Raw genomic sequence first — 22,078 nt, 5'->3', positions numbered from 1 at the left:
GCTGGCCGACTCGTTGCAAGGAGTCTCTCTCTATGTCCATTACTTTCAGAAAACGCCCAGACCATACGCTATCGGTCCCTGAGGCGAAGGAACCGCATCTGGATCTGCATTCAATCGACGCCCGATCTGATCAGGCGCCGGTTGATGATGATATCCCGGTTCTGCTGCCCGAGCCGCCTGCATCAACACAGTCGGCGACCGGCCCAACGATTGGCAGCACGCCGGCAAACCGCCAGCAGGCAGCCTCGCCAGGCCGAGCCGATAACCCGATGCCCGTTCGGCAACCGGAACATGCTGGTGCCGTCCATATTCCCCCGCCACCAATGGAGCCACGGCGTCAGGCGTCTGTGCAGAGCACGCCAGCCTGGCAGGATGAGGCCGACGACATGCCGGTGCTGATGCCTACGCAGCGCCCCGCGCAAGTACCGCCATTTGGTGCTGCAACGTCGCCCCGGCCCGCACAGGCACCCTATCCGGGTAGCAAGTCTGCGGCGAGCGCCGCTGTCAGCCCTGGATGGCAGTCGGATGAATCGCGCCACGCGAGACCGGCCCCAGCACAGGCAACGGTCCAGGCAACAAGCCAATCGTCCGCCGCCAGTGCGCCATTGCCGCCTGATCGTGGCCTGAACGCCCGGCCTGCACAAGAACCTTATCTAGGCAAGCAGGTTTCCGGCGCGCCTTACCGATGGCAGCCAGAAGCTGGCCAGCCGGCTTCGGCCAGTTCACCTCAAAGCAGCACTGCAGCCACGGCGCCAGCAGCAGGCCAATCAGGCGCAGCACCCTCCTACCCGGGCGCCGCATCTTCGCCTTCTTCGCTATCCGGCGCCGGTGGAACACCGGCATCGCCATCCGTCTTCCCGGGACACCCAACACAGGACGACTATGCGCCGTTTCTGAATACGGCCCGGGGTGCTCAGGGCCATCACAGCAAACCGGAATTGTACGTCTGGTCTGATGACGAAAACGACGCGTTCAGCCAGGCGGCCCAGGCCGATTTCACGCTCAACAGAATCCAGCCTACCGCCGGACGACCCACCTTTGATGCCTCGCTGTTCCGGGCGCCATCCCGCCCCGATGCCCTGGCCTCCATAACAGCGCCGGCGGCTTCCCGGCACTCGGATCCGGCAGCAGACATGCAGGCGGAAATTGACGCGTTGGTGACAGAACTGCTGGATGAATCGCATGAATATCTGAAACGACGTCTGCTGGAAGAAATCCCGGAAATTATCGCCAAGTATCGCCACGACCATTGATACCTATTGACAGCTGCTGTTGAATTTTTCGCATTTCAGGTAAAATTCAGGGAACTGTCAGATTAAATTGCAGTCTGATGTATACTGAAATTAATGAAAATTGACTTGTTATTGGAGAGACCATGACTGACTTGCGCCAGACTCTACCTCAGGAAGGCTATGCACCCGGCCAGGTGGTGCGCAATCGTGTATTGCGCAATACTTACTGGTTGCTTGCTGCTTCCCTTATCCCCACCGTACTGGGCGCAGCCCTCGCGTTGCAACTGAATCTGAACGCGATACTCGCTCCGGGCATATCCACCATCGTCTTTCTGGTGGGCGCCTTCGGTCTGATGTTCGCCATCGAAAAGAACAAGAACAGTTCGCTGGGCGTTGGCCTGCTGCTGCTCTTCACATTTTTCATGGGCATGATGCTGTCACGCCTGATCGGTCACGTGCTCGATTTCCGTAACGGCGCGCAACTGATTATGCTCGCCTTCGGCGGTACTGCAATCATCTTTGGTGCCATGGCGACCATTGCCACCACCAGCAAGCGTGACTTCACCGGTATGCAGAAAACGCTGTTCATTGGCGCGATCGTCCTGCTGCTGGCAGCCGTAGCCAATATCTTCCTGCAGATCCCGGCGCTTGTCCTGACCATTTCCATTCTGGCCGTGGTCATCTTCTCGGCCTTCATGCTGGTTGATGTGCAGCGCGTAGTCAATGGCGGCGAAACCAACTATATTTCGGCAGCGCTGGCCATTTACCTGGATATCTATAACGTGTTCGCCAATCTGCTGGCCCTGCTGGGTATATTCGGCGGCAGCCGCGAGTAAACGCCAGGCCTGCGATCTGCAAGGCGCAGGTATTGCAGGTCGATCAAGACCGCTCCCGGCAACCGGGCGAAGCAATAAAAACCGCTACCACGCACAAACCGTGATAGCGGTTTTTTCTTGCCTGTCAAAATGTACTTGTGCAGTCAGGCACACGTTGCACGACCGCGTACGCTTTACCTTTTATTTGAAGAAAGCGCCGTTATATGAGGAGATACGCTTTTATGCTGAGACACGCTTTTAGAGTGAGTCACGCTGTATGACAAGTCTTATATAAAAATAGACGTTTTCACTTCCATTTAAAGCAGCGTTTACATTCTTTCTTTGTAAAACAGGCAAATGTGGACTGCCTTCAGACAGTCGTCTGAACGCCTAAATCCCGCATTTCAAACTTAACAATTATTAACATTTCGTGCCCCACCATCCAACCGGATTATCGACTCACAACGATCATGGTATACAGGCGCAGCTGATATTTCCCCTTACTGCATCGCTGCCGATTGGCCGACAAAGCCCTTCAGATTGTCATTTTTGCCCTATTTTCAGTGATTTAAGGGTAATTATCTAGTGACGGCTGTCAATAACCTGACTAGACTTGGACGTTGATTCGTCCGCAACGATTTCAAATCAATAAACAGAATACAGGAACCAAATGTTACACACACTGAAAAATGCCCGCCTGTTCAGCCATATTGCGCTGGCCTTCGCCATGTCAGCAGGCACCGCCGTGGCTGCCGATTATCCTGACCATCCCGTCTCCATGATTATTCCGTTTACCGCGGGTGGCCCAACAGATAACGTCGCCCGTTCTCTGGGTGAAGCAATGCAAAAATCCCTTGGGCAAACGGTTGTGATCGAAAACAAGGCCGGTGCCGGCGGCACGATCGGCACCACGCAGGTCGCCAACGCCAAACCTGATGGTTACGACATCCTGCTCATGCACATTGGCTTTTCTACAGCACCATCTTTGTATAAGCGACTCGGTTACGATCCCGAGAAAAGCTTCCGGCCTGTTGGCCTGGTGGTCGACGTACCAATGACACTGGTGGCCCGCGCCGATTTTCCGGCAAACAATATGAAAGAACTGGTTGAGTATCTGAAAGCCAATCAGGACAAAGTCACCCTGGCCAACGCGGGTGTTGGCGCGGCCAGCCATCTTTGCGGCACCATGCTGATGGACGCCCTTGGCGTAAAACTGCTGACCGTGCCATATAAAGGTGCCGGTCCGGCAATGAATGACCTGCTGGGCAAACAGGTTGATCTGTTGTGTGACCAGACCACCAACACCACCCAGCATATCAAGGCCAAAACGGTCAAGGCTTATGCCATTACCAGCGAAAAACGCAATGCCCAGTTGCCTGATCTGCCAACCATGCAGGAAGAAGGCTTCAAGGACTTTAACGTTGGTATCTGGCACGGTATGTGGGTACCCGCAAAAACACCGGATGACGTTGTTGCTAAATTGCAGTCTGCACTGAAAGATGGGTTAGCCAGCCCGAAATTCAAGGAACGCATGGATGCACTGGGTGCCACGATACTGACTGAACAGGCAACCCCGGAAGCGCTGGACGCCAAAGTCAAAGAGCAAATTCCCGTCTGGGCTGAGCTCTTCAAAAAAGCAGGCGTCAAGCCTCAATAAGGGTGCCACGCAAACTGGCCTGATGCACGCGACTCATCGCGTTACGCGACAGGCCAGTGCGATTGCACTGTAAAGCGGGATACGCCCTGCTTCCCGCAAAGCCGGAGTCTGATCTCCGGCTTTTTTATTTGCAACCGCGCTTGCACATTAATGCGCGCGCGATGACCTTCGGGGTTGCGCCATGGTTTACGTAAAAAAGGTCATAGCGGCGTACGACACAACTGCCTGATCCGATCACGACGGCCGGACAAAGCCTTTATGGCAGTCCGCTCACGTCCAGGCTTTTCGGATACTGGACGGAGAATTTCAGGAGCACTGTGCGCTCCTCTCCGGCCTCCAGGGTCAGCTTCTGCTCATACCGGCCATCACCCTTGAGCGCGATGCCACTACCTGTCGGTTCGAGCCGCTTGATATCAATTTTTTCATCGCCCGAGACCGGAAACCGGTCGTGCAATACCAACTGAACCGGCTGCTTACGGTTATTACGAATGATGGTTTTGTACTCGTAAGTCAGGCGGGCGCCACTACCGGTCAGACCCGTGGATTCCGTAAAACGCTGCAGCGGTTCTCGCTTGACCGAAATGGCCTGATCCACGCCCATTGCCAGTTCCAGCTGCTCTTTGGGAAAAACGGTCTCCATGTCCGATGCAGCAATAAATTCATTATCAAAAAAGGCATTGACGTTACCGGCCAGCAAAGGAAAGTCTTTTGCGTTGTTCATTTTGACAGTGGCAAATACAGCAGGCGCCTCAGACGGAACAAGTTCATAGGACAGCTCGGCCGTTTCCGTCAATGTGGTCAATGCCACACGCTGTTGCTGGCCGCCTGTTTTAACCGTTTGCTTGCCGGGCACTTCGAAGGTGGTGTTGGTTGCACTGGTCTGGCTATTTGCCGGCACGTAGCTTGCTGCATCGGCCATCTCCATCGCAGGTGCTGCACCGGCTGCCAATGTTGATTGGCGGGCGCTCATTCGCGGCACAGGGGCCGGTGCAGGCGGCGCTGCAACGTCCACCCGCCACGGCTCCAACTGCGGCAATGAAACACCGGTTACCGGCTGCGCGGTAGACAGGGTAATGGCCACATTCGACCAGTCTTCAGACGTATCCTGGCTGATCTGACCAAAGTAATTCAGGGAGAGTTTTCCGGTAGTCGAATCGTATCTTGCATCATAGACCGGCGACCAGGCAGCGCCGGCGACCACATAACTCAGAACACTATTGATGGTTGCCGGTTCGGCAGCACGCAGCGTCACCACGACTTTGCGCGTTTCGTTGTCAGCGCTTTGCGCCAGTTGCTCTTTGCGTTGCGCCAGCACTTTGAGCCGGGCCAGCAACTGCTCCTTTTCCTGCAAATGGCCACGCCGCGTTTGCATGGCCTTGACCAGATGCTCGCCGGTAAATGACATCAGGCCAACAAATGCATCCTGCGACAGCGGTGGAACGTCCCGGACCTGCACGCTATGCCCGTTCTGGTAGTTACGGATGAAACTGATCTGGGTGTCGTCTACTTTGATCTGATCCTCCAGTCGGGCAATCTGCTGCTCCAGCGCATCGATCTGGCTGGCCACTTCATTGACCCCGGCATTTTTGCTCGTCTGGCGAACATCCGGCGTGCTGGAAACATGCAGAATCTGCACGCCAGCGCCTGCCGCATTGGCATTGAACTGCAGCGAATTTTCATCCATCTCCGCCGGCAGATTGGCAAAAACCAATTCATGCTCGCCCGCCGGAATATGCTGGCTTGCCACACGATATACCAGCGCGCGATCCGGGTATACCGTCACTTTCTCAATATGGGAGTCGGCATTGAGTGTGTCGGCAAACGCGAGCGGCAGATGCAGCGCGAACAGCAGCGTGCCGGCAACGATTCGCTTGTGCAATCCATAATCCGGACGACCTGCGCGGCCGGTGATACGCTCACGTGGGCGGTTACACTGAAAAGGTTGTGCGCTCATAAATGCTCTCCCGAAGTCTTATCTGAAATGATAACCGAGGTTCACGTCAATGAACGTCAAGCTGTGACCAATTCGCATACGTAGTTGAGTCATCATCCCTTTGCGCTGACGACAATAAGCAGGTATACAGACTATCGCTAATTCAACATGTCGTGACGGGAAAATGCCAGAGCCGGCGTTATCAAAGGTCGAGGGCGGTGGGTGGAATCAGGAAAATGGGAGAACGGGAGAACGGGAGAACGGGAGAACGGGAGAACGGGAGAATGGGAGAATGGGAGATTGGGAGATTGGGAGATTGGGAGATTGGGAGATTGGGCTGGACGACGAGCGTAGATAAAGAACAAAAAAAAACGTAGAGATCCAGCACAAAAGACAATGGCGCGGTATGAGACCGGCATGACGACTGATTGGCCCGATCGATGCGCGCCAGGATTTAATACTGTTTAAGCGACAACAATACGTTTCGCGTCATCAGCGGCCTTTTTTCAAGATGTTCATCGATGCGTTCGCGCAGCATGCGGCGCAAGCCGGGCTCAGCCGCAGGTTCGTCAAAATCAGGACGCGCGCCCGGCACGCCATAGCCGGTTTCCTGCAGCAAGGTCCATTCAAACCGGCGCAGCGAACCCGAAGCGCGCTCACCAATGGCAAGTTGCTGCAATGCCTCATAGTAGGCGTCAAACAACTGGGGATGCGCGTCTTCACCGGGCAGCATACGAATCAACAGCTCGTTCATATACCAGGCTGACATCAGAGATTTGCCGGTCAGGCCATGCAGGCCGGCCAATTCGGCGCGGGTCAGTGTTTTGACCTCACCCTGGCCGGACCAGGACACCAGCAATGGCTCGAATGCCGACAGTACCGGGCGTAGTACCGAATACGGCCGCTTGGCGCCTTTGGCCACCACTGTCACGACGCCGTATTCGCGTGCAAACAACCGGGCAATCAGCGAGGATTCGCTCCAGGCGGTGGCCTGCAACAAATAGGCGCTGGCGTCCTGTACCCGGCTGCCACGCTTACTCATAACCCAGATCGCGCAGGGCACTTTCCTTTTCCGACCAGCCTTTGCGCACTTTGATGTAAATTTCAAGAAATACCGGTTTATCCAGCAGGACAGAAATATCCTGGCGGGCCTCGGTCGCGATGCGTTTCATATGGGTGCCTTTGGCGCCCAGCAAAATCGGCTTGTGAGTTTCGCGCTCTACCACAACGCATGCGGCAATGCGCGCTGCTTTCTCATCTTCGTCCCATTGCTCGATGACCACGGTACATGCATAGGGCAACTCATCGCCTACCAGACGGAAGATTTTCTCGCGAATCAGTTCTGCCGCGATAAACCGGATTGGCCTGTCAGTCAGTGCGTCTTCTTCAAACATGAATTCGCCCTCGGGCAGACGCTGCTCAATCTCGGCCAGCAAGGTATCGAGCTGCACGTCTTTGACTGCACTGACCGGCACCACTGCATCGTAGGCAAACTTGCCCATGATACGGCCCACGAAATCGAACAGATCATTCTTGTTCTTGAGCGTATCCACTTTGCTGATGGCCAGAATGCATTTTTTTGATACCGGCAGCAAGGGCACGATCTGCTCGTCGCCGGCAGACCATTTGCCCGCTTCGACTACGTGAACGATGACATCCACATCGGCCAGCGCCTGTGTGACGACCCGGTTCATCATGCGGTTCATCGTTCCGCCATGACGGGTTTGAAAGCCTGGCGTATCAACAAACACAAATTGCGTATTGGCACGCGTGAGCACGCCATGAATACGGTGCCGGGTGGTTTGCGCCTTGCGCGATACAATAGAGATCTTGCTGCCGATCAGCGCGTTGGTCAGCGTGGACTTGCCCACGTTGGGGCGCCCGACAACCGCGATAAAGCCGGTTTTTGACGGATTGCTTTGCGCACCGTCGCCTTCGGTTGGCACAATTGGTTCCTGACTCATTTTTTCTCCTGTTCGACGGCGACCGGCAAGGTCAGTTGTGATACCTTGCGCACCCGCTTTTTGGCGTTGCCCTTTGGCAATACCTTTTCCAGGGCATCCAGCATTTTGCGCGCTGCAGCCTGTTCGGCTGCGCGACGGCTGCTGCCACTGGCCTGGCTGCGCATATCCAGCTCCGCGATAAAGCATTCGACCTCGAATTGCTGGTCGTGAGCGGCGCCGCTGGTGGCGACAACGTTATATACGGGCAGGGCAAACTTGCGGCCCTGCAACACTTCCTGCAACAGGGTTTTGGCGTCTTTGCCCAGGGTATTGAAGTCAACCGAATCGAGCAACGGCGTATAGAGCCCTTCAATCACCGCCTGCACCGATGGCACATCACTGTCCAGATAGACCGCGGCAAAAATAGCCTCCAGGGCATCGGCCAGTATCGAAGGACGACGAAATCCCCCACTCTTGAGTTCACCTTCTCCCAGCCGCAAAAATTGCGGCAGTTCAAGCCGGTGTGCAATATCGGCCAGCGTGGCCTGCTTGACCAGACTGGCGCGAATCCGGGATAAATCCCCTTCGTCCTCGCGCTGCAACCGATGAAACAGAATCGCCGCCACAGTGAAATTAAGGATGGAATCGCCCAGGAATTCGAACCGCTCATTGTGCGTCGCACTGTGGCTGCGATGCGTGAGCGCCTGAACCAGCAGGCGCTGATCCTTGAATTGGTATCCGAGCAGTCTTTCCAGTCTTGACAGGTTCATCACTTAAAGGAACCAATGCGACTCAGATCGCCGAAGTTCATCCATATGAAAAAGGCCTTGCCCACAATATTGCGGTCAGGCACGAAGCCCCAGTATCGACTGTCCTCGCTGTTATCCCGATTATCGCCCATCACAAAGTACTGTCCTTCGGGTACCTTACAGCGGAAATCCGTGCCCTTATATTCGCAGTTTTCCCTGCCCGGAAAATTTGTCATGCCAAGCAACGCGCCCATGCCCGGCATATTCAGAATGGCATGTTCATGTTCACCCAGCTTTTCTTCAAGCGCTTCTGGCGTGCCGCTTTGCTGTGATGGATTCACATAAGGCCCGACACGCGTGACCGGCACGGGTTGCCCATTAATGCTCAGGCGTTTGTTCTGATAGAGCACCTCGTCGCCCGGTACACCGACCACCCGTTTGATGAAATCCATGTCCGGATTGACCGGATAGCGAAACACCATCACGTCGCCACGTTGCGGCGTATTGATCGGAATAATTTTCTGATCGATGATGGGCAGGCGGATGCCGTAGGTAAACTTGTTCACCAGAATCATGTCGCCATTCTGCAGTGTCGGCAGCATGGAGCCTGACGGGATTCGGAACGGTTCAAACAGAAACGAACGCAGGACAAAAACAAACAGAATGACGGGAAAAAAACTCAGCGAATACTCGATCCACCAGGGGCGGTGCGCCTGCTCGTCCTGGCCATACTGGGCCACCCGCCGCTTGCGAAAAACAAGGACATCAAGCAGCTTTACCAGGCCTGTGATCACCAGCAATACAAACAGGATCAATGCAAAATTCATCTTCTACTTCCTTATTTATCTTCAACCTGGAGAATGGCCAGGAACGCTTCCTGTGGAATTTCCACACTGCCCACCTGTTTCATCCGCTTCTTGCCTGCCTTTTGTTTTTCCAGCAGTTTTTTCTTACGCGAAATATCTCCGCCATAACACTTGGCGAGCACGTTCTTGCGCAGCGCCTTAACGTTTTCACGTGCAATAATTTCCGCACCAATGGCCGCCTGAATCGCAACATCGAACATCTGGCGCGGGATCAGACCGCGCATTTTCGATACCACTTCGCGGCCGCGATAACGGGCGTTGGCACGATGCACAATCATGGACAGGGCATCAACCCGTTCGTTATTGATCAGCAGGTCGACCCGCACCACATCGGCGGAACGATACTCGAGAAATTCGTAGTCCATGGACGCGTAGCCGCGAGATACGGACTTGAGCCGATCAAAGAAATCGAGCACGATTTCGGCCAGCGGTATTTCATAAACCAGATGCACCTGACGACCGTGATAGCTCATGTTAATCTGGTTGCCGCGCTTGGCTATACACAATGTAATGACCGCGCCCACATATTCCTGCGGCATGAACAGCGTCACCGAAACGATGGGTTCGCGGATGTCGGCAATCTGCCCGACCTCAGGCATACGCGACGGGCTTTCGATAGTCAGTATTTCGCCATCGTTGCGCTCAACCTCATAGACCACCGTCGGCGCGGTGGTGATGATGTCCATGTCGAATTCACGTTCAAGCCGTTCCTGCACGATCTCCATGTGCAGCAGCCCCAGGAAGCCGCAACGAAAGCCAAAGCCCAGTGCCTGCGAAACCTCGGGCTCAAACATGAGCGACGAGTCGTTCAGGCGCAATTTTTCAAGCGAATCACGCAACTGGTCATATTCGCTGCTTTCCACAGGATACAGGCCGGCAAATACCTGCGGCTTGACTTCCTTGAAACCCGGCAACGGCGTGCTGGCCGGCTTGCCGGCAAGGGTAATGGTGTCGCCTACCTTGGCATCAGCCAGTTCCTTGATGCCGGCAATAACAAAGCCCACCTCACCGGCTGACAGCAACTTGCGCGCTTCTGACTTGGGGGCAAACACACCCAGCTGTTCACACAGGTGGGTTGCGCCGGTCGCCATGAACAGAATCTTGTCCTTGGGTCGCAATACCCCGTTCTTGATTCGTACCAGCATGACCACGCCAACGTAATTGTCGAACCAGGAATCGATAATCAGGGCCTGCAAAGGTTCATCGACATTACCGACCGGCGGCGGCACTTTGGCCACGATCATTTCCAGGATTTCGTCAATGCCTACGCCGGTCTTGGCGCTGGCCTTGATGGCGTCGCTGGCGTCAATACCGATGACGTCTTCGATTTCCTGACGCGCTTCTTCTGGCTCGGCCGACGGCAGATCCATTTTATTGAGCACCGGCATCACTTCAACACCCAGCTCGATGGCGGTATAACAGTTCGCAACCGTTTGCGCCTCTACCCCCTGGGTGGCATCCACCACCAGCAGTGCGCCTTCACAGGCGGATAAAGAACGGCTGACCTCGTAGGAAAAGTCTACATGTCCCGGCGTATCGATCAGGTTCAGGTTGTAGATTTTGCCATCGAGTGCCTTGTAGTGCAGCGCGGCGGTCTGGGCCTTGATCGTGATGCCCCGCTCCCGCTCAATGTCCATGGAGTCAAGAACCTGCTTGGACATCTCCCGGTCTGCCAGTCCACCGCAACGGTGAATAAGGCGGTCCGCGAGCGTGGATTTGCCGTGGTCAATATGGGCAATAATCGAGAAATTACGTATATGTTGCATAAAAAGCGCAAAAGTGCAGTGCTGGCGCAGACTCGAAAAGAGTACGCACGCCTGTTCCACCACAGTAAGGATGCCAGCGGCATCGGGAATGGTTTGGCTGCAGAGCCTGCACCCGGACTGCGGCCTGGCTCGGACATATCGAGAGCTGGCCTGTCACAGCGGTTCAGACTCAAAAAAAGGGGCGCATGAAGCGCCCCTTGGCCTGCATATCGTATTGTAGCCTTATTTTGCAGGTGTTACAGGTACCCACTGCGTTAAATTGTCACGCCGTACCAGCAGGGCCGCTGCCTTGCCTTTTTCAAGCTTGCCCACGATTTCGCGGAAATGCTGGACATCCTTCACATCCTGGTTGTTTAGCGCGAGAATCACGTCCCCCGGCTGGATGCTGGCTTCCAGCGCAGCGCCCTTGACGTCCTTGACCAGTACACCGCCCTTGATGCGCATGCGGCTTTGCAGCGAAGACGGAACGGCTTCCACAACCAGGCCCAGGCGATCGGCACTGCCTGCGTGCTCCTGGGGCTCGTTGCTATTGGCGGTATCGGACGGAGAATTTGGAATTTCCGCGATTCTGACCTTCAATGTCTCGTATTTACCACGGCGCCAGACTTCCAGCGAGGAGTCTGATTCGGGCTTGGTCTGTCCGACCAGACGTGGCAAATCGGACCATTTTTTCACCTCTGAATCGTTGAACTTGGTGATGACATCGCCTGCCTGAACGCCGGCCTTGTCAGCGGGGCCACCCTGCTCGACATTGCTGACCAGTGCACCAGCAGCCTTGGGCAGACCAATGGCCTTGGCGACCTCTTCGCTTACCTCGCCAATCTGCACGCCGATACGACCGCGGGTTACCTTGCCGGTAGCCTTGAGCTGTTCAACCACACGCATGGCTTCGTCTATCGGAATGGACAGTGAAATACCCATGAATCCGCCGCTTTGCGAGATGATCTGTGAGTTGATACCAACCACTTCGCCGGACAGATTGATTAGCGGTCCACCGGAATTGCCGGGATTGACCGCAACATCGGTCTGGATAAACGGCAGGTATTCACCCGTATCGCGATTGATGGCGCTCACAATACCGGAGGTCACTGTGGAATCCAGACCAAAGGGCGATCCGATAGCCAGGACCCACTGCCCTTTCTTGAGCGTATTGGAATCGCCTATTTTCAACACGGGCAGGCTATCAGCCTGAATCTTGATCAGCGCGATATCGGTGCGCTTGTCAGTACCGATCACTTTGGCCTGATATTCGCGACCATCATTCATGGTTACCGTGATTTTTGAGGCGCCATCGACCACGTGATTGTTGGTCATGATGTAGCCGTCTTTGGAGATAATAAAGCCCGATCCCACGCCACGCGGCACGCTGCGCTCTTCACCTTCGCCGCGGGGCGAGCGGTCCGAGCGTGGATCACGATCGCGTGGTGGCACAAAATCAGGACCAAAGAAAAAGCGGAACAGGTCCTCGGGGCTATCGCCCGGGCCAAAGCCCTGCGTCGGACGCGACGATATTTTTTCCATGGTGCGAATGTTGACCACGGCATTTTCGGTAGCCGCCACAATAGAGGTAAAGTCAGGCAGCGCCGTGACGGCGGTCGAAGTTGGTACCGGAGCCGCAGGCGCATTCTGCGCCATGCCGGTATGCGGTAGCAACACAGTCGCACTGCCCAGCCCGATCATTGCCGCGACGATAGCGGTCTGTAGCGGTTTTTTGACCTTGTTATTCATGAGTAGCCCTTTTCAGTATTTACTGTTTTGAAACAGGTTGAATGAATTTTGTAGAAACGGCCAGGTCTTTGAGTGTCGCCAGAGGGATCGCACCGATGGTGGTAAGCCAGTAATCGTCGATCCGCTGGCGGAATACATTCATCGAACCCACCCTGGCATCCCCTTGATTGTTAAAGGTTTTTTCAGAATCCTTTACTTTCTGGATAAACACCGAGATGGAAGATAGACCGTCTGTAAGTATTAGTTGCTTTACGTTCTCTTTAGTTCCTTTCGGACGAACGATGCTCATGATGGGCGCAAAACCTGCAGGGTACCGAATTCGCCAGCCTTCCAGCGTCAGATCGACAGCCACAGGCTTGTGCTCCACCCGCTTCCATTGGGCGTAATCAAATGCGGATTTCAGATTGGCCGTATCTACATTGCTGCCCACAGACAAACCCGTGAACGTCACCTGTTCAATCACGGTACCCTGCTCATTAACGGTCTGCGACTTGAGCAACAGCCGGGATTTTTCATCAGCGCAAAAGCGATAGCCATAGCGGTCCTGGACCCGGGGGTGTACTTCAATCATATCGCAGGGGCGGCCAGCAACGCGCGTGCTACCATTCTTGGCCCGGATATCGTAATATTTTTCAAGATTGTCGATCGGGCCAAGCAATAACGCAGGAAAGCGATCCTTGCGCGGCTTATCCACGATCACCATTTTGCGGGCGGGGATCAGGCTTTCCACAACGTTGTTGTTGCGCAGGTATTCCTGGGCGTCGCCATCGAGCACCTCCAGGCGCTCCTTGACGCCTTCGCCGTCAACCACATGCGTTACCCTTGAGGTAATCATGACATTGCCCTGCTGATACAAGAACGTACCACTGTAGTCCGTCGATTCGGCCGCTTTCTGGATCTGCATAAGCAGCTGCGCAGGCGTAGCGGCATATACCGGCAGACAGGGGGTGATGGCCCAGCATACGGCCAGCATGACGCTATGGGAACGTCGGCAAGTCAAACGCAGCCTGTCCTGTCCGATCACTGCACATCCCCGAGTTCATATGACACCTGGCGAACCGGATAGGCGCCTACCATTTGGCTGTGTGCTGCAACGTAATCTTGAAAGTCGTTCTGCGGGAGATCGGCCGGCACCGCCGATTGGCCGGCGGCGAGCGTTGGCGGCGCAGGTGGTGCAACGTCTCCCTGGAAAGGATCATTGAACCACACCAGCACAGCCACGGCAGCAGCCGCGGCAATGCCGGAGGCACCCCAGCGCAGATAGCCGCGGGCCGGTGCCACGTGATGAGTCTCCTCTGCCGCGATCAGCTTACTGATACGGGCATTGAACAGATCGGACGGCTTGATGGCCAGATGCTCATTGCGCATCACGTCGCCGATCAGATGATAGGTATCCCAAGTCTGGCGACCATAGGGCGTATCAATTCTGGACGCGTCAAAGGCATCGCATTCGCCATCCACCATTTCGGAGATGGTTTCATTCCAGTCAATCGCAGGAGCAGTTCGTGTGTTTTCCATGTGTATTCCTTACCAGCGACGATCCATGGCCTGTCCCAGGACAGGTTTGAGCTTCGCCGCAATGGCTTCCCGGGCACGGAATATACGAGAGCGTACCGTGCCAACCGGGCAGGCCATAGCCTGTGCTATTTCTTCGTAACTCAGACCTTCCAGTTCTCTTAGCACAATTGCCATGCGCAGGTCTTCGGGCAATGTTTCAATTGCATCGTTGACAGTCTGGACGATTTCCTGCGTTACCATGCTCGATTCAGGCGTGGCAATATCTATAAGATTGTCTGAATGGGAAAAAGTTTCACCATCTTTGTTTTCCAACGTATCCGGGTAGCTCAGCTTGCGGTCTGAAGAAGACAGCCAGTTACGGGCGGTATTGATGGCAATCCGGTATAACCAGGTATAAAACGCGCTTTCCCCCCGAAACTGGGGGATAGCACGATAGGCTTTGATAAATGTTTCCTGCGCAATGTCCTCAACCTCGCTGTGGCTGCCGATCATGCGGGCCAGCAGCCCCATGATCTTGCGCTGATACTTGAGGACCAGCAGGTCAAAGGCCTTTTTGTCACCCTTCTGGACCCGCTGCACCAGCTCCCAGTCAACGTCGCGCTCACTCATATTGCGATCCTTGCGGTGGCGCCCTGCTCAGGCGTCCATTGGGCAGACTGCACCAGCACGCAGAAACGCCGCCAGGCATCAGGCGGCTGGCCAGATGACCAGACCGTCACGACATCGGGACGTGAATGAGGAAAATAGGGATCGCGCAGCACCAGGGTAAACCACAGAGGGCCCTGCCAGTACTGTTGCAGGATACGCACGTCGCCATCGGTAGCGTGCTGTGACGAAACGCTGCGGCAAAGCCGATAGTGACCATCGGGCCCAACCTGCACAAAACATCTGTGGTCGGCCTTGTGGCTGGCCAAATGCCTGCCACCAGCCAGGGCGAGCAGCGCAAGCAGCGCCGCCGCCTGGGGACCGGCAATACAGAGCATGGCCAGGGCTGCCACGAGATGATGGCAAACTGTAATATAACCGGGCTGCCCGACATGGAGTCGAGCCTGCCAGTGCCGGTTCAGTTCGTGCTGCAAATCAGATCCGTTTGACAATCATGGACCCGTTGGTGCCGCCAAACCCGAAAGAGTTGGACAGCGCCACATCAATTTTCATTTCGCGAGCGGCATTGGCACAGTAGTCCAGATCACACTCAGGGTCTTGATTGATCAGATTGATCGTGGGCGGCGATACCTGATGATGCACCGCCAGCGTGGTAAAGACCGCTTCGATGCCGCCTGCAGCGCCCAGCAAATGGCCGGTCATGGATTTGGTTGAGTTGACCACCGTTTTATAGGCGTGCTCGCCCAGTGCCAGCTTGAGCGCCTCTGTTTCATTCTTGTCGCCCAGTGGCGTTGATGTGCCATGGGCATTAACGTAGTCAACCTGGTCTGCGTTAAACTTGCCGTTCTTCAAGGCATTCAGAACGCCGCGGCGGGGGCCATCACGATCCGGTGCAGTGATGTGATGCGCATCGGAACTCATGCCATAGCCGGCAAATTCACCATAGATGCGGGCACCACGGGCTTTGGCGTGTTCGTATTCTTCAAGCACCAACACCCCTGCCCCTTCACCCAGGACAAAACCATCACGGTCGACATCCCAGGGACGAGAGGCCGTCTGAGGATCGTCGTTACGGGTAGACAGGGCGCGCATGGCAGCAAAACCACCAATACCCAGTGGTGATACCGTCGCTTCGGCGCCTCCGGCCAGCATCACGTCGGCATCGCCATATTCAATCAGTCTTGAGGCATCGCCAATGGAGTGCAAACCGGTAGTGCAGGCAGAGACGACTGCATAGGTTGGTCCCTTGAGCCCGAGCATGATGGAAACCTGGCCCGAAATCAGATTGATCAGGGAAGCGGGAACGAAGAATGGGGAAATACGGCGCGGACCTTTTGCAAGGTATTCAGTCTGGGTCTCTTCAATGCGCTGCAACCCGCCGATTCCCGAACTGACGATGGCGCCAATGCGATCGGCGTTCTCTTCAGTAACAGTGAGGCCCGCGTCTTTCCAGGCGTCGACACTGGCGGCAATGCCATAATGGATAAAGGTATCCATTTGTTTTGCTTCTTTGGCTGACAGATACTGCGTGACGTCGAAACCCTTGACTTCGCCCGCAATCTGCGCATTGAACCCGGAGGCGTCAAAGCGTGTGATGCGGTCAATGCCGGAACGTCCGTTGACAATATTATCCCAGGCCTGCGGTACTGTATTTCCGACCGGGGATACAATTCCCAGTCCGGTGATGACAACGCGTCTTTTCACGGTTGGCTCCTACCCTATACTGAAGTAAATATGAATCAAAACCCTGAAATAAAAAAAGGGTCTGGAAAAGGTTTATACCGTCCATATCGCAAGGGATATTGACGTGAGCCACTTTCCAAAACCGCTTTTTTTATTGCAACCGACGGCTCGCGCGCGCCGGTTGACTCGCACAAGTTAACCTTTGTGAGAGTTGATATAGTCGACCGCCTGCTGAACGGTTGTGATTTTTTCAGCTTCTTCGTCAGGAATTTCTGTTTCGAACTCGTCTTCAAGTGCCATGACCAACTCAACCATATCCAGTGAATCTGCACCCAGGTCGTCAAGAAATGAAGACTCGTTTTTAATTTCTGCTTCATTTACACCAAGTTGTTCTGCGACGATCTTCTTGACGCGTTGTTCGATGCTATCCATGTAAATCTCCAAAGGGGGAAAATCCCGCAATTTTAGCCAACTACAAACCGATTGCAAAAGGCTTTATGTGAAAAAAATATTTTAGCGAAACTGGTTTCTGAAAACAGTAAAACTAAAACACAGTTTAAAAATAAACAACTGCTCTTTTACGTATCCTGCATTTTAGTAAAATTTCAGCTCTGTATAAGAAAAAGAACCCGACTGCCTCAAATTACCTGCCCTGCCTGCCAGACCTGTGGCATTTAACGGTGCCACAGGCCCGAATACTGCACGAATAGGCGGGCGATCAAGCCAGCCGATCCGGCAGGAAAACAGATTTACTGCATGAACATGCCGCCATTGACATGTACCGTTGTACCCGTAATATACCCTGCCCCAGGCCCTGCCAGAAAGGCCACAGCGTTGGCGACATCGGCAGGCTGACCCAAACGACCCAGGGGAATCTGGCCCAGCAGGGCTGCCGTTTGCTCGTCGCCCAGGGCACGCGTCATATCGGTATCAATAAACCCCGGCGCCACGCAGTTAACGGTAATATTACGACTGCCCAGCTCGCGCGCCAAGGCGCGCGTCATTCCTGCCACGCCGGCCTTGGCGGCTGCGTAGTTGGCCTGTCCGGGGTTACCGGCAGATCCAACGACCGATGTCACGTTGATAATACGACCGGCGCGCGCTTTCATCATGACACGCAGAACGCCGCGCGAGAGCCGGAATACCGAATCCAGATTGGTGCCGATCACGGCAGACCAGTCGTCGTCTTTCATGCGCATGGCCAGGCCATCGCGCGTAATACCAGCATTGTTGACCAGAATATGCGGACCACCTTCTTTGCCCAGCTCTGCCAGCAAGGCATCGCAGGCGGCGGCGTCGGTCACATTGAGCACCACACCACGACCCTGATTGCCCGCAAGCAAGTCGCTGATGGCCTGTGCGCCGGCTTCGGATGTAGCGGTACCCACAACTGTGGCGCCGCGTTTGGCCAGCTCAAGCGCGATTGCCTTGCCCAGGCCACGACTGGCCCCGGTGACCAGCGCAATCTGGCCCGTAAGTTCTTTCTGTTCTGACATGCCTGTTCCTTATGCGTTGATTTGAGCGAGCGCGGCATCCAAGGATGCCTGATCATTGACAGATACCGTTACCAGCTCGGGTTCGATACGCTTGATCAATCCGGCAAGTACCTTGCCGGGACCGCATTCCACCACATGGGTAACGCCGCGGGCCTTCATGGCCCTGATCGTTTCCACCCAGCGCACCGGATGCCAGGCCTGGCGCACCAGCGCATCGGCGATAGCATGGGTACTGGTGGCAACCGCAACATCGACGTTATTGATAATCTCTGCCGTGGGCATATTCAGTGTCAGTTGGCCAAGCGCCTGTTGCAGCACCACTGCAGCCGGCTCAAGAAGCCGCGAGTGAAATGGCGCGGACACCGGCAGCAACAACGCCCGTTTGGCTCCTTTTGCCTTAGCCAGGTCGCAGGCGCGCTGCACCGCGTCCTTGTGCCCGGCAATCACTACCTGGGCCGGTGCGTTAAAATTGACCGCTTCAACAATGGTATCTGTACTAGCCTCGCTGCAAACAGCAAGTACGGTTTCGTCATCCAGCCCCAGAATCGCTGCCATCCCGCCGGTACCCACGGGCACAGCGTCCTGCATTGCGCTGGCACGAATGCGCACCAGGCGCACAGCATCTTCAAGCGAAAAGGTGCCTGCCGCGGTCAGGGCCGAGTATTCACCCAGACTGTGTCCGGCCATAACCTCGGGTTGCCTGCCGCCAGCCTGGCGCCAGGCATCATACATGGCCACACTGCAGGCCAGCATGACCGGCTGCGTATTGACAGTAAGATTGAGTTCTTCGGCAGGCCCCTGCTCGACAAGGGCGCCCAGATCCTGACCCAGCGCCGTGGATGCGCGCTGCATGGCAGCGTCGATGGCCGGGTTGCCCGCCCATCCGGCAAGCATGCCGACGGTTTGCGAACCCTGTCCTGGAAATACGAATGCGAGTTTCATGGTTTTCTGTGTTGAAGTAAAAATTCAGATACGGGCCAGAACGGAGCCCCAGGTAAAACCGCCCCCCACGCCTTGCATGAGAACCAGATCACCTTTTTTGATACGACCGTCGCGTCGCGCCACATCAAAGGCCAGCGGCACGCTTGCAGCAGAGGTATTGGCATGTTCGCCCACCGTCGCAACCACTTTTTCGCTGGGAATGCCCAATTTGCGTCCCAGGAAGTCGATGATCCGGATGTTGGCCTGATGCGGCACCATCCAGTCCAGATCGCTGAGCTGAACGCCTGCTTTTTCGCATACCTGGCGCGCCGACTTATCCAGAACCGTGACGGCCTTCTTGAAAACAGACTGCCCATCCATACGCAGGAAGGGGTCGCCGGTGACCTGACCATTTTCGATCCGCCCGGCAGTATTCAATATCGTGTGCAGCGAACCATCGGCATTCAGTTGCGAGGCCAGTATGCCAGGCTCATCGGAGGCCGTGAGCACCATGGCGCCGGCGCCGTCGCCAAAAAGAACGCAGGTGGCGCGATCGTTCCAGTCCAGAATCCGGGAGAACACTTCGGTGCCGATCACCAGCGCGTTGCGCGCGTTGCCTGCCCGGATAAAACTGTCGGCGGTCGCCAGCGCGTATACAAAACCACTGCAGACGGCCTGGATATCAAACGCAGCGCCGCCCTTATTGCCCAATTTTGCCTGAATCAGGCAGGCGGTACTGGGGAAAATGAAATCGGGGGTGGACGTTGCAACAATAATCAGATCAAGATCAGCCGCAGCAATACCGGCATCGGCAAGCGCCTTTTCGGCGGCCAGAAAGCCCAGTTCGCTGGAGGTCACACCCGGATCGGCCAGATGCCGCTGATGAATACCAGTACGGGTCACAATCCATTCATCAGACGTCTCAAGACCCCGCTGGGCCATATCTTGAGCAAGCATCGTGTTGGTGACACAGTTGGGGGGTAAATAACTTCCCGTACCCACGATGGTTGAATAAGTCATGTATGGCTCCGAAGACAATTTAAATAAGTAAAGCAGGCAATTTTATAGTTTTTATAACTATTATGCGCTGCTTTCCGTATTTTTTGAGCGAATGAGCTGACTGATCTGCAGCACGGAGCTGGAGGTTTTTTCCAGCAGTTTGCTGGCAACCGCCTCCCGGGCGCGCTCGAGTGCAACGGTATAAGCGTAGATATCGGCCGAACCGTGACTTTTGATGACAACGCCGCGCAAACCAAGCAGAGCTGCCCCATTATGGTTACGCGAATCAACCCGGTTGCGAAAGCGGTTCAGAACAGGCCGTGCAAACAGGCCAGCGGCCATCGTGAACGGATTGCGCATGAATTCATCACGAATCATGCTGCCGATCATCTTGGACAAGCCCTCAACGGACTTGAGCACAACGTTGCCGACAAAACCGTCGCAGACCACCACATTAGTGGTGCCCTTGAAGATATCGTCGCCCTCAACATTACCGTAGAAATTCAGATTGCTGGCGCGCAGCAGCTCGGCCGCTTCCTTGACCACATCATTGCCCTTGATAGCTTCCTGCCCGATATTGAGCAGGCCGATAGTGGGATTTTCAATGTGTTCAACTGATTGCGACAATGCCGCGCCCATGATGGCAAACTCAAGCAGATGCTCTGCCGAGCAATCGACATTGGCGCCCAGGTCAAGCACGGTCGTGGTACCACCTCGCTGATTGGGAATAGCGGCAGCAATGGCTGGACGATCGATCCCATCCATGGTTTTGAGAACGTAGCGGGAAATGGCCATCCAGGCGCCGGTATTGCCTGCAGAGACGCAGGCATCGGCACGATCCTCCTTGACGCAGGTCACCGCCACGCGCATGGAGGAATCTTTTTTCTTGCGCAGCGCCATATCAACCGGATCGTCCATGGTAACCACTTCGGATGCAGCGACAATTTCAAATTGTGCGGGATTTGCCGGACGAGCCTGTTTCAAGGCAGCGGCCACCTGATCAGGCAGACCTACCAACAAGAAACAGGTATCAGGAAACTTTGCGGCGACCTGAACGGCCGCCGGAACGGTGACAGGAAGGCCATGATCGCCTCCCATACAGTCAATTGCAATTCTGATCACTATAAATAATGTTTCCGTTACGGTAATACACAAGAAGCGGCCAGGAACATATCGGACGACAGCCCCGACAGACGGCCTCTTCCCTTACCGGTTAAACAGAGAATTATTCGTCGTTTTTGGTTTTCAAAACTTTGCGACCACGGTATACGCCGTTAGGGCTAATGTGGTGACGCAGGTGCAGTTCACCTGTAGTTGGCTCGATTGCTGTCGCTGGTGCGGTCAGAAAATCGTGCGAACGGTGCATACCGCGTTTTGAAGGTGTCTTTTTGTTTTGTTGAACGGCCATGATGACTCCGAAAATAAAACTGCACAACCCGAAAATTATGCAGAAAATAGGTTAAGTTACTGCTTCTTTAAAGCTGCCAGCGCCGCAAACGGCGATGGTTTTTCGTCTGCCCCTTCGGGCGTTTCCTGATTGTCATACTGCACGCATGCATAATCATGCCTGGGTATGTAGGGCAGACTCAGAATTAATTCGTCTTCCACCAACTCCAGTACCGATTGACTGGCCTGGGCCAGAATCCGGTCCGGGCCTTCCATATCCGGATCATCGACATCAGCGTCGTCGTCCAGGGAAGCCTGGTTGGTTACCACTTCCAGCGGTACAGCGCTGTCCACTTCATAGACAAAAGGCTGCATGCAACGCTGGCAGATAAGTGTCGGCCGGGCGCTGACTTCCAGATGAAGATAACGTATTCCGTGTTGGGTGCGTTCTCCACGCACAGACCAGCGTACCAGGCCATCTACAACTGCCCCGGCTTCATTGGTATCACCCGAAGGCAAAACCTGCGCTGGCAGTAGATCGCCAATCCGTGAAAATGCCGACAGAGGCGTCTCGCCGCTTTGCTCAGCACCGCGGGAGATAAAATCCAGTACGTCGATCACAGGATGACCGGGTTTCATAAAATAGCCAGATATTGTATTACAGATATCTGCCTGCGGAACATTTTCAGGCGAATTAATCAAATGGTTATATAACAAACGGTTTATAAATTACAAATAATTTATAAACCTGATACCTATAAACCCTAATTACACGCCGGC

22 protein-coding genes are annotated in these 22,078 nt (G+C 55.1%); 3 read left to right on the top strand and 19 right to left on the bottom strand.

Annotated features, from left to right (window positions below):
• Positions 1-32 precede the first annotated feature (32 nt).
• From EV681_RS08785 to EV681_RS08775, 3 genes are all read left to right on the top strand, one after another.
• Complete coding sequence (locus tag EV681_RS08785; protein ID WP_128394464.1) at positions 33-1,253, top strand: hypothetical protein; 1,221 nt, start codon at positions 33-35, stop codon at positions 1,251-1,253.
• A gap of 122 nt (positions 1,254-1,375) precedes the next feature.
• A complete protein-coding gene (locus EV681_RS08780; protein ID WP_014750369.1) occupies positions 1,376-2,068 on the top strand; it encodes a Bax inhibitor-1/YccA family protein in 693 nt (230 codons plus the stop codon).
• 649 nt (positions 2,069-2,717) lie between these two features.
• Complete coding sequence (locus EV681_RS08775; protein WP_128394465.1) at positions 2,718-3,704, top strand: tripartite tricarboxylate transporter substrate binding protein BugD; 987 nt, start codon at positions 2,718-2,720, stop codon at positions 3,702-3,704.
• Positions 3,705-3,960: 256 nt separating this feature from the next.
• On the opposite strand, the gene EV681_RS08770 is transcribed toward EV681_RS08775, so the two are convergent.
• The 19 genes from EV681_RS08770 to EV681_RS08680 all read right to left on the bottom strand — a co-directional run bounded on the left by EV681_RS08770 (position 3,961) and on the right by EV681_RS08680 (position 21,937).
• Positions 3,961-5,658, bottom strand: a complete 1,698-nt coding sequence (locus EV681_RS08770; RefSeq protein ID WP_130303751.1) for a mucoidy inhibitor MuiA family protein — start codon at positions 5,656-5,658, stop codon at positions 3,961-3,963.
• 433 nt (positions 5,659-6,091) lie between these two features.
• Entirely contained in the window at positions 6,092-6,679 is a 588-nt protein-coding gene (recO, locus tag EV681_RS08765; protein ID WP_128394467.1) for a DNA repair protein RecO, read from the bottom strand.
• Positions 6,672-7,601, bottom strand: a complete 930-nt coding sequence (era, locus tag EV681_RS08760) for a GTPase Era (protein WP_128394468.1) — start codon at positions 7,599-7,601, stop codon at positions 6,672-6,674. Before era ends, recO begins: the two co-directional genes overlap by 8 nt.
• Positions 7,598-8,350, bottom strand: a complete 753-nt coding sequence (rnc, locus tag EV681_RS08755) for a ribonuclease III (RefSeq protein ID WP_128394469.1) — start codon at positions 8,348-8,350, stop codon at positions 7,598-7,600. The genes era and rnc overlap by 4 nt, the downstream gene beginning before the upstream one ends.
• Positions 8,350-9,156, bottom strand: a complete 807-nt coding sequence (gene lepB, locus EV681_RS08750) for a signal peptidase I (protein WP_128394470.1) — start codon at positions 9,154-9,156, stop codon at positions 8,350-8,352. The genes rnc and lepB overlap by 1 nt, the downstream gene beginning before the upstream one ends.
• An 11-nt stretch (positions 9,157-9,167) precedes the next feature.
• Positions 9,168-10,961 (bottom strand): translation elongation factor 4, encoded by a 1,794-nt coding sequence (gene lepA / locus EV681_RS08745; RefSeq protein ID WP_128394471.1) that lies wholly within the window; start codon positions 10,959-10,961, stop codon positions 9,168-9,170.
• Positions 10,962-11,183: 222 nt separating this feature from the next.
• Entirely contained in the window at positions 11,184-12,689 is a 1,506-nt protein-coding gene (locus tag EV681_RS08740) for a DegQ family serine endoprotease (RefSeq protein WP_128394472.1), read from the bottom strand.
• Between the two features lie 19 nt (positions 12,690-12,708).
• Positions 12,709-13,689 carry a MucB/RseB C-terminal domain-containing protein gene (locus tag EV681_RS08735; RefSeq protein WP_130303750.1) on the bottom strand — a complete coding sequence of 327 codons (981 nt, stop codon included), beginning with the start codon at positions 13,687-13,689 and terminating at the stop codon, positions 12,709-12,711.
• 20 nt (positions 13,690-13,709) lie between these two features.
• A complete protein-coding gene (locus tag EV681_RS08730; RefSeq protein WP_130303749.1) occupies positions 13,710-14,207 on the bottom strand; it encodes a sigma-E factor negative regulatory protein in 498 nt (165 codons plus the stop codon).
• A gap of 9 nt (positions 14,208-14,216) precedes the next feature.
• The gene (rpoE, locus tag EV681_RS08725) at positions 14,217-14,816 is read right to left on the bottom strand and encodes an RNA polymerase sigma factor RpoE (RefSeq protein ID WP_128394475.1); all 600 of its coding nucleotides are present in this window, start codon (positions 14,814-14,816) and stop codon (positions 14,217-14,219) included.
• On the bottom strand, positions 14,813-15,304 hold the full coding sequence (locus EV681_RS08720) for a hypothetical protein (protein ID WP_130303748.1): 492 nt from the start codon (positions 15,302-15,304) through the stop codon (positions 14,813-14,815). Before EV681_RS08720 ends, rpoE begins: the two co-directional genes overlap by 4 nt.
• On the bottom strand, positions 15,288-16,517 hold the full coding sequence (gene fabF / locus EV681_RS08715; RefSeq protein ID WP_128394477.1) for a beta-ketoacyl-ACP synthase II: 1,230 nt from the start codon (positions 16,515-16,517) through the stop codon (positions 15,288-15,290). The genes EV681_RS08720 and fabF overlap by 17 nt, the downstream gene beginning before the upstream one ends.
• A 174-nt stretch (positions 16,518-16,691) precedes the next feature.
• Positions 16,692-16,928, bottom strand: a complete 237-nt coding sequence (gene acpP, locus EV681_RS08710) for an acyl carrier protein (RefSeq protein ID WP_014750355.1) — start codon at positions 16,926-16,928, stop codon at positions 16,692-16,694.
• Between the two features lie 317 nt (positions 16,929-17,245).
• On the bottom strand, positions 17,246-17,992 hold the full coding sequence (gene fabG, locus EV681_RS08705) for a 3-oxoacyl-ACP reductase FabG (RefSeq protein WP_128394478.1): 747 nt from the start codon (positions 17,990-17,992) through the stop codon (positions 17,246-17,248).
• Between the two features lie 9 nt (positions 17,993-18,001).
• Positions 18,002-18,934, bottom strand: a complete 933-nt coding sequence (gene fabD, locus EV681_RS08700; RefSeq protein WP_130303747.1) for an ACP S-malonyltransferase — start codon at positions 18,932-18,934, stop codon at positions 18,002-18,004.
• A gap of 24 nt (positions 18,935-18,958) precedes the next feature.
• Positions 18,959-19,933, bottom strand: coding sequence for a beta-ketoacyl-ACP synthase III (locus EV681_RS08695; protein ID WP_130303746.1), 975 nt, complete (start codon positions 19,931-19,933; stop codon positions 18,959-18,961).
• Between the two features lie 60 nt (positions 19,934-19,993).
• Entirely contained in the window at positions 19,994-21,034 is a 1,041-nt protein-coding gene (gene plsX / locus EV681_RS08690) for a phosphate acyltransferase PlsX (protein WP_128394481.1), read from the bottom strand.
• A 103-nt stretch (positions 21,035-21,137) separates the two neighbouring features.
• Positions 21,138-21,320 carry a 50S ribosomal protein L32 gene (gene rpmF, locus EV681_RS08685; protein WP_014750352.1) on the bottom strand — a complete coding sequence of 61 codons (183 nt, stop codon included), beginning with the start codon at positions 21,318-21,320 and terminating at the stop codon, positions 21,138-21,140.
• A gap of 56 nt (positions 21,321-21,376) precedes the next feature.
• Complete coding sequence (locus tag EV681_RS08680; RefSeq protein ID WP_130303745.1) at positions 21,377-21,937, bottom strand: YceD family protein; 561 nt, start codon at positions 21,935-21,937, stop codon at positions 21,377-21,379.
• Between the last annotated feature and the right edge of the window lie 141 nt (positions 21,938-22,078).

Source organism: Advenella incenata (assembly GCF_004217095.1).
GTDB lineage: Bacteria > Pseudomonadota > Gammaproteobacteria > Burkholderiales > Burkholderiaceae_B > Advenella > Advenella incenata.
This window is presented reverse-complemented; position numbering and strand designations above follow the sequence as displayed.